Origin of the sequence: Gryllotalpicola sp. (assembly GCF_027352875.1) — a bacterium.
Lineage (GTDB): Bacteria > Actinomycetota > Actinomycetes > Actinomycetales > Microbacteriaceae > Gryllotalpicola.
The window spans coordinates 1-8088 of record NZ_DAIEII010000072.1 but is presented as its reverse complement, the minus strand read 5'-3'; the positions used below and the strand labels follow the sequence as shown (position 1 = coordinate 8088).

The window sequence follows — 8088 nt, the reverse complement described above, 5'->3', positions numbered from 1 at the left end:
TATATGTCAAGCCTTGGTAAGGTTCTTCGCGTTGCATCGAATTAATCCGCATGCTCCGCCGCTTGTGCGGGCCCCCGTCAATTCCTTTGAGTTTTAGCCTTGCGGCCGTACTCCCCAGGCGGGGCGCTTAATGCGTTAGCTACGTCACGGAAACCGTGGAATGGTCCCCACAACTAGCGCCCAACGTTTACGGCGTGGACTACCAGGGTATCTAATCCTGTTCGCTCCCCACGCTTTCGCTCCTCAGCGTCAGTTACGGCCCAGAGAACTGCCTTCGCCATCGGTGTTCTTCCTGATATCTGCGCATTCCACCGCTACACCAGGAGTTCCATTCTCCCCTACCGCACTCTAGTCTGCCCGTACCCACTGCAGGCCCGAGGTTGAGCCTCGGGTTTTCACAGCAGACGCGACAGACCGCCTACGAGCTCTTTACGCCCAATAATTCCGGACAACGCTCGCACCCTACGTATTACCGCGGCTGCTGGCACGTAGTTAGCCGGTGCTTTTTCTGCAGGTACCGTCACTTTCGCTTCTTCCCTGCTAAAAGAGGTTTACAACCCGAAGGCCGTCGTCCCTCACGCGGCGTTGCTGCATCAGGCTTTCGCCCATTGTGCAATATTCCCCACTGCTGCCTCCCGTAGGAGTCTGGGCCGTGTCTCAGTCCCAGTGTGGCCGGTCACCCTCTCAGGCCGGCTACCCGTCGTCGCCTTGGTAGGCCTTTACCCCACCAACAAGCTGATAGGCCGCGAGTCCATCCATGACCGAAATTCTTTCCACCTCGAGAGATGCCTCTCAAAGTCCTATCCGGTATTAGACGCCGTTTCCAGCGCGTATCCCAGAGTCAAGGGCAGGTTACTCACGTGTTACTCACCCGTTCGCCACTAATCGGGCCGGAGCAAGCTCCAGCCGTCATCGTTCGACTTGCATGTGTTAAGCACGCCGCCAGCGTTCGTCCTGAGCCAGGATCAAACTCTCCATAAAAAATTGGTGCCGGTGAGCCGCGGGAAAATGCGACACGCCGACGAGTTCGATCTGACTGAAAACGAATATCTACTGACATTCGTTATGTTCAATCCAAAGGAATCTCTGCGACTCCATGAATGGAGCGCACGAGGTAATTGGCATTGACAATGTGCACGCTGTTGAGTTCTCAAGGACCGTACGCACCCGGGTTCTACGAGCCAGCGCAGCTGTCTCGTGTCGCCCCGGGGCAACTTCTCTAGCCTAGCAGCAGGAGCCCCGCGCGATCAAATCACTCGAGATGCCGTTTCGGCCTTCCAGGCGCCTCGATCAGCACTCGTTCGAGTTGCCTTCTCGGGCGCCGGATTGTCACTACTTGAGGCGGAGCAGCTTTCGCGCTCTCACACCTTTGGGGCGACGAGTTACTAACTTAGTCACGCCTTCCGCGGGGTGCAAATCGAGGCAGGTGGCCCGGGCGTGTCGGGTGTCGGGGGCCGTTGCTCCCGCGGAATCCCGCCGTTATATCGTGAGATGTCACAACCGACCGGGCGCTCGAACAGCACTGTGCGAGGCCACGATGAGAGGAATCGATTCCATGGTCTACGCCGTGGTCAACCCCGCAACCGGAGAGACGATCAGGGAGTATCCGACGATCACTGATGCGGGGATCGAGGAGGCGATCACATCGGCCGAAGCCGCCTATCGCGGCTGGTCCCGCTCGACCACCGCCGGGGAGCGCGCCGCGCTCGTCCGACGTGTCGGGGAACTGCACTCGGAGCGCCGCGAGGAGCTCGCCAAGACCATCGTCCGCGAGATGGGGAAGCCGATCGAGCAGGCTCTGGGCGAGGTCGACTTCTGCGCCAGCATCTACGGTTTCTATGCGGACAACGCGGCGAAGCTGCTCGCCGACGAACCCATCGAACTGCTCGCCGGCGAGGGCACGGCCGTGGTGCGCAGGAGTCCAGTCGGCGTGCTGCTCGGCATCATGCCGTGGAACTTCCCCTACTACCAGGTCGCCCGATTTGCCGGCCCCAACCTCCTCATCGGCAACACCATCCTGCTCAAGCACGCCCCGCAGTGCCCCGAGTCGGCCGCGGCGCTGCAGCAGATCTATCTCGACGCCGGATTCCCCGCCGGCGCGTACGTCAACATCTACGCCACCAACGAGCAGATTGAGACCGTCATCGCCGACCCTCGGGTACAGGGCGTCTCGCTCACCGGCTCGGAGCGAGCGGGTACCTCGGTCGCCGCGATCGCCGGCAAGCACCTCAAGAAGGTCGTGCTCGAACTGGGGGGCTCCGACCCCTTCATCCTGCTGTCGACGAACGATCTCGACTCCGTCGTGGAGCAGGCCGTCGAAGCCCGCCTCGACAACACCGGGCAGTCGTGCAACGCCGCCAAGCGCTTCATCGTCGTCGAGGACCTCTACGAGCCGTTTCTCGAGAAGTTCACCGCTGCCCTCACCGCAGTAACCCCGGGCGATCCAACCTCGTCGGAGACGCCGATCGGGCCGCTCTCGTCGACCGCCGCCGCCGATCGCCTCGAGGAGCAGCTCGGCCGCGCGGTCGCCCAGGGGGCGACACTCGTTTCGAACGGCGGTCGCGAAGGCAACTTCATCGCGCCGGCCGTGCTGACGAACATCTCTCCGGAGAGCGACGCGTACCGCGAGGAGTTCTTCGGCCCCGTCGCATCCGTCTACAAGGCCGCGAACGAGACGGAGGCGATCCGCGTCGCCAACGACACCCCGTTCGGCCTGGGCTCGTATGTATTCACGACGGATCCCGAGCAGGCGCTGCGCGTCGCCGACAAGATCGACGCGGGCATGGTCTACGTCAACCTCGTGCTCGCCGACGGCGCCGAGCTGCCGTTCGGGGGGGTCAAGCGCAGCGGCTTCGGTCGCGAACTCGGCCGCTTCGGCGCCGACGAGTTCGTCAACAAGAAGCTCATCCGGATCGGCCTGGCTTAGGGCTGCCGTCCGGTGAACCATCGCCACGGGCTGATCCTGCGAACGGGCGGAGCCTGGCGCGGAACCCGAGGAAATGAGGAACGGCCCCGCGGAAGCGGGGCCGTTCCTCATTTGCGGAATGCTTACAGCACCGTCACGTCGAGCGGGATGCCTGGGCCGAAGGTCGTCGAGACGGCGCCCTTCTGGATGTAACGACCCTTGGAGGCCGACGGCTTGGCGCGCTGGATCTCGTCGAGGGCGGCCTTGAAGTTCTCCTGCAGCTGGTCTGCGGTGAACCCCGCCTTGCCGACGACGAAGTGCACGTTGGAGTGCTTGTCGACGCGGAACTCGATCTTTCCGCCCTTGATGTCGGAGACGGCCTTGGCCGCATCCGGCGTGACCGTCCCGGTCTTGGGGTTCGGCATGAGGCCGCGCGGACCGAGGACCTTGCCGAGCCGGCCGACCTTGCCCATGAGTTCGGGGGTCGAGACGGCGGCATCGAACGTGGTGTAGCCGCCAGCCACCTTCTCGATGAGCTCGTCACCGCCGACCTCGTCGGCGCCGGCGGCCAGCGCCGCTTCGGCCGCGGGGCCCGTCGCGAAGACGATGACGCGGGCCGTCTTGCCCGTGCCGTGCGGCAGAATGACGGTGCCGCGCACCATCTGGTCGGCCTTGCGGGGGTCGACGCCGAGCTTCAGCGCGACCTCGACGGTCGAGTTGAACCTCGCCGAGCCGGTCTCCCTCGCGAGGGCTACGGCCTCATCGGGGCTGTAGAACCTGCCGGCCTCGATCTTCTCAGCCGCGGCGCGGTATGCCCTGGACTTCTGTGCCATTGTCGGTTCCTCCCTTACGCGTCCACAGTGATGCCCATGGAGCGGGCGGTTCCGGCGATGATCTTCTCGGCGGCCTCGATGTCGTTCGCGTTGAGATCGACGATCTTCTGCTCGGCGATCGCGCGCACCTGCTCGCGGGTGAGCTTGCCCACCTTCGAGATGTGCGGTGTGCCCGAGCCCTTCTGGACGCCGGCAGCCTTCTTGATGAGCTCCGCGGCGGGCGGGGTCTTAAGGATGAACGTGAAGCTGCGGTCCTCGTACACCGTGATCTCAACGGGGATCACGTTGCCGCGCTGGTTCTCAGTCGCCGCGTTGTACGCCTTGCAGAACTCCATGATGTTGACACCGTGCTGACCGAGCGCCGGGCCGATGGGCGGGGCCGGGTTAGCGGCGCCGGCATTGATCTGAAGCTTGATCAGACCAGTAACCTTCTTTTTCGCTGCCATTTCTTTACCTTTCTCACGAGGGCCCGGAGGCCCTCTCCCACGCGGCCGAATTGCCGGTGGTGGACTGGGGAAGCCTACTGCTTGGTGACCTGGTCGAAGCTGAGCTCGACCGGGGTCTCACGTTCGAACAACGAGACGAGAACGGTGAGCTTGCCGCTCTCGGGCTTGATCTCGCTGATCGTTCCGGGAAGCCCGGCGAACGAGCCCTCCTTGATGGTGATCGTCTCGCCGACCTCGAAGTCGATCTCGGTGACGACCGAGCGCGACGCCGATTTACCGCCCTTCGCGCCGGCCTTGCCGACCGGTGCGGTCTCGACCTGGAGGGTCGGCTTGAGCATCTCGAAGGCCTCGTTGAAACGCAGCGGAGTCGGGTTGTGCGCGTTGCCGACGAATCCGGTCACACCAGGGGTGTGGCGGACGACCGACCAGCTGTCCTCGTTGAGATCCATGCGCACGAGCACGTAGCCGGGGATGCGCACGCGGTTGACCATCTTGCGCTGGCCGTTCTTGATCTCGACCACGTCCTCCATCGGGACCTGGATCTCGAAGATGTAGTCCTCCATGCCCATGGACTGGATGCGGTTCTCGAGGTTCGACTTCACGCGCCGCTCGAAGCCGGCGTAGGAGTGGATGACGTACCACTTGCCCGGCTTGAGGCGAAGCTCGAGCTTGAACGCCTCGTAGGGGTCGGCCTCGACCGGCGCGGCCGGCTCGTCGGATGCGGGCGCGTCGACGACCTCAGCCCCGGGCGCGTCGATGGCGATCTGCTCGTCGAATTCGCTCTCGATGTCGGACACGATCTCTTACCTCTTGCTTCTACTTGCCGAAGGCGACCAGGACCAGCCACCCGAACAGCTGGTCGAGACCAAACACGATGGCCATCATGATGACCACGAAGATCAGCACGACGCCCGTGTAGCTGAAGAGCTCGCCGCGCGTGGGCGTGACGACCTTCCTCAGCTCGCTGAAAACCTGTCGGACGAACAGGGCGATCCGCGAGAAGGGGTTGCGGCGAGCCGCACGCTCCTTCTTGGCGACGGCGACGACGTCCTCACTGGGCTCGTCGATCACGTTTCGGGCCACCTGGTTCTACCTTTCATGGGTCGGCGCGAAAACGCCGACTTGCAGGGCGGACAGGACTCGAACCTGCAACCTGCGGTTTTGGAGACCGCTGCTCTACCAATTGAGCCACCGCCCTAGACGTACGAAATCGAACCCGACACCCGCTTCCGGGCGCGACGAAGCTTGGCTCTTTTTCAACCGCCTCGAACAGTCTAGGTGCGCGGGAGACGGGCACAAAACAGAGCTCGGGCCCCGCTCGGCTGCCGGCGCACGCCGCGCCACCATCGGTCCGCGGCGCACTCGACCGACAGTCAGGGAAGCCACTGGCGAATCCCAGTCGAGAGCAGGATGCTGAACACCACGACCGCCGGGCTCGAGCCGGAGACGAGCGTGTCATCCCATCGCCGCCGCCCCGAGCGCGGTCGCCTCGACAGTCGCTAGGGTCTCGCCCACCAGCAGTCGCCGTGTCGCCCACCGCGACCTTGACCACGGTGGCGGTACCGGAGGTTTGACTGCCCCGGCCGCCGACGGAGCGCGCCCCCGAAACTGGTCCCACCGGCTCAGACGATGACAGGCTCGGGTGCGAGCAGCACGCCGAAATCGGCCGCGACCCGCGACTGCACGAACACGGCGAGCTGCATCACCTCGGCCGCCGTCGCTCCCCCGCGGTTGGTGATCGCAAGGGTGTGCTTCGACGAGATGCCCGCTCTCGAGCCGGCGAGCGCGAAGCCGCGCCGGATTCCGACATGCTCGATGAGCCAGGCGGCGCTGAGCTTGACGAGGACAGGCCCGTCATCAGGCTGCTCGGACGGAGCGACCGGCCAGCGCGGCGCGTCCTCGGGAAGAGTGCGCGCGAGGCTCTCGGAGACGATGGGATTCGTGAAGAAGGAGCCGACACCCCAGCTGTCGTGATCGGCCGGGTCGAGCAGCATGCCCTTGGAACGACGCAGCGCGAGCACCTGCTCGCGGATCTCGGCGATCGGGGCCGCGTGGCCGACGTCAGTGCCGAGCACCGCGGCGAGCTGGTCGTAGGCGACCGACCCGACCAGCGACGGCGTCAGCGCGAACTCAACGGCGACGATGACCCCCTCGAAGCCCCGCTTGAAGATCGAGCTGCGGTAGGCCAGCCCGAGTTCGGAGGCCGGGAGGCGGCGGGCCGAGGCCGCACCGGGTGCGACGACGTCGACTCCGACGAGCACCGAGGCGACCTCGACGCCGTAGGCGCCGACGTTCTGCACCGGAGTCGCTCCGACGGAGCCGGGGATTCCGCTGAGGGCCTCGATGCCGCTCCAGCCGTTGGCGACGGCGTCGGCAACGAGGCCGTCCCATGGTTCGCCGGCCTGGACGCGCAGGTGCACGAGACCGTCGGCGGAATCGATCCGCTCGATGCCGCGGGTGACGACGTGAAGCACTGTGCCGGGGAATCCGTCATCGGAGGCGACGACGTTGGAGCCTCCGGCGAGGACGAGGTGCGGATCCGGGTCTTCGAGCATCGTGCTCGCGGCGGCGACGAGCTCGGCCTCGGTGGCGGGCGCGAGGTACCTCAGGGGCGCGCCGCCGACGCGCAGCGTCGTCAGCTCGGCCAGCCGGGGCCCGGTCACGCCAGCCGCACCCGCACCTGCGCCTTGCCGAGCACCGTCCGCCCGGCCGCGGTCACCGCGAGATCGATGCGGACGACGCCCGGGTCGGCGTCGGTCGGCAGCGCGCCGACCGTGGCGACCACGCCGAGCGTCGCACCCTCGACCGGGTCGACGACGACCGGCCTCGTGAAGCGCACCTGATAGTCGACGATGTGCTCGGCGCCGCCTGCCCAGTCGACGACGGGCTGCACGGCCACGCCCATCGTGAGCATGCCGTGGGCGAGCACGCCCGGAAGGCCGACCGAGGCCGCGACATCGTCCCGGTAGTGGATGGGGTTGAAATCGCCGGATGCCCCGGCGTAGCGCACCAGCGACTCGCGAGTGAGGTGGAAAGCGGCCTCGGCGACGACGTCGCCCACGGCGAGGTCGGCCATCAGTCTCCGCCCCTCACGACGAGCGTCGAGGTCGCCGTCACGACGTGCGCCCCGTCGCGGTCGGTGACGACGGTATCGGCAGTGATCATCGCGTTGCCGCCAAGGGACTTGACGCTCGTCACCGTCAGCTGCCCGGTGAGCTCGTCGCCCGGCACGATGGTGCGCGAGTAGACGAAGTGCTGGTCGCCGTGGACGACCTTGCTGAAGTCGATGCCGACGTCGGGGTCGTCGAGGAGCTGGTCGAGGGTGAGCTGCTGGATGACGATCGCGAAGGTCGGCGGCGCCACAGCGCCCGTCGTGTCGCCGGCGAACACGGCGCGGGCGAACTCGCGGATCTTCTCGACGCCCACCGTGTACGGCACGGTCGGGGGCAGAGTGCGGCCCTCGAGGGCGAGATTGATGGTCACGAAGTCAGTCTATTTAAACAGAGGAAAGGCCCCGCCGAAGCAGGGCCTTTCTCGAAGATGGGGAGCCTTACTGGCAGCTTTCGCACTGCAGAAGGTCCATCGGGTCGACGGGAACCGCGTAGCCGCCGATGCTGTCGCCTTCGTAGTCCATGAGGGCCTCCTTCGAAGCTTCACGTAGTACCGCGTTTTGCGGTAGAACCACTATATACCCGGAATGACACCTTTGTCATTACCCTAGATGTTGTGTTTCTCCACATCGGGCGCACCGGGTTGTCCACGGCGCGGGCGGCAGCCAGGTGACAGGAAGACTTCGAAACGCGAGATTTCACGCTGATCGGCTATTCCGCGGAGAAGCCGCCCGTGACGTTGAAGGACGAATCCAGCTCCCAGGGGTCCTTGATGTGCTGCGAGCGGTCGCTCG

General features: G+C 65.4%; 7 protein-coding genes, 1 tRNA gene, 1 rRNA gene and 1 pseudogene. 1 reads left to right on the top strand and 9 read right to left on the bottom strand.

The window, feature by feature from the left end; genetic code table 11:
- Positions 1-981: ribosomal RNA gene (locus M7D61_RS08670) — 16S ribosomal RNA — on the bottom strand; the annotation flags it as partial.
- 574 nt (positions 982-1555) lie between these two features.
- On the opposite strand from M7D61_RS08670, the gene M7D61_RS08665 reads away from it, so the two are divergent.
- Positions 1556-2926: an NAD-dependent succinate-semialdehyde dehydrogenase gene (locus M7D61_RS08665; RefSeq protein ID WP_298229560.1), complete on the top strand. Its 1371-nt coding sequence runs from the start codon at positions 1556-1558 to the stop codon at positions 2924-2926.
- Between the two features lie 122 nt (positions 2927-3048).
- Here the strand turns inward: M7D61_RS08665 and rplA are convergent, their stop codons facing one another.
- From rplA to M7D61_RS08625, 8 genes and pseudogenes are all read right to left on the bottom strand, one after another.
- On the bottom strand, positions 3049-3738 hold the full coding sequence (rplA, locus tag M7D61_RS08660) for a 50S ribosomal protein L1 (protein ID WP_298229558.1): 690 nt from the start codon (positions 3736-3738) through the stop codon (positions 3049-3051).
- A gap of 14 nt (positions 3739-3752) precedes the next feature.
- Entirely contained in the window at positions 3753-4184 is a 432-nt protein-coding gene (gene rplK, locus M7D61_RS08655; RefSeq protein ID WP_298229556.1) for a 50S ribosomal protein L11, read from the bottom strand.
- A 74-nt stretch (positions 4185-4258) separates the two neighbouring features.
- Positions 4259-4975 (bottom strand): annotated as a pseudogene (gene nusG / locus M7D61_RS08650) (transcription termination/antitermination protein NusG); the annotation flags it as partial.
- Between the two features lie 25 nt (positions 4976-5000).
- Positions 5001-5267, bottom strand: a complete 267-nt coding sequence (gene secE, locus M7D61_RS08645) for a preprotein translocase subunit SecE (protein ID WP_298229554.1) — start codon at positions 5265-5267, stop codon at positions 5001-5003.
- 42 nt (positions 5268-5309) lie between these two features.
- Positions 5310-5382 (bottom strand) — tRNA-Trp (locus M7D61_RS08640).
- A gap of 424 nt (positions 5383-5806) precedes the next feature.
- Positions 5807-6847 (bottom strand): UDP-N-acetylmuramate dehydrogenase, encoded by a 1041-nt coding sequence (locus tag M7D61_RS08635; RefSeq protein WP_298229552.1) that lies wholly within the window; start codon positions 6845-6847, stop codon positions 5807-5809.
- Complete coding sequence (locus M7D61_RS08630) at positions 6844-7260, bottom strand: MaoC/PaaZ C-terminal domain-containing protein (RefSeq protein ID WP_298229550.1); 417 nt, start codon at positions 7258-7260, stop codon at positions 6844-6846. Before M7D61_RS08630 ends, M7D61_RS08635 begins: the two co-directional genes overlap by 4 nt.
- Positions 7260-7667, bottom strand: coding sequence for a MaoC family dehydratase N-terminal domain-containing protein (locus tag M7D61_RS08625; RefSeq protein ID WP_298229548.1), 408 nt, complete (start codon positions 7665-7667; stop codon positions 7260-7262). Before M7D61_RS08625 ends, M7D61_RS08630 begins: the two co-directional genes overlap by 1 nt.
- Between the last annotated feature and the right edge of the window lie 421 nt (positions 7668-8088).

Coding starts and splice junctions, on each gene's coding strand:
- M7D61_RS08630 (WP_298229550.1), bottom strand. CDS start 7,260: ATGGCCGACCTCGCCGTGGGCGACGTCGTCGCCGAGGCCGCTTTCCAC.
- rplK (WP_298229556.1), bottom strand. CDS start 4,184: ATGGCAGCGAAAAAGAAGGTTACTGGTCTGATCAAGCTTCAGATCAAT.
- rplA (WP_298229558.1), bottom strand. CDS start 3,738: ATGGCACAGAAGTCCAGGGCATACCGCGCCGCGGCTGAGAAGATCGAG.
- M7D61_RS08665 (WP_298229560.1), top strand. CDS start 1,556: ATGGTCTACGCCGTGGTCAACCCCGCAACCGGAGAGACGATCAGGGAG.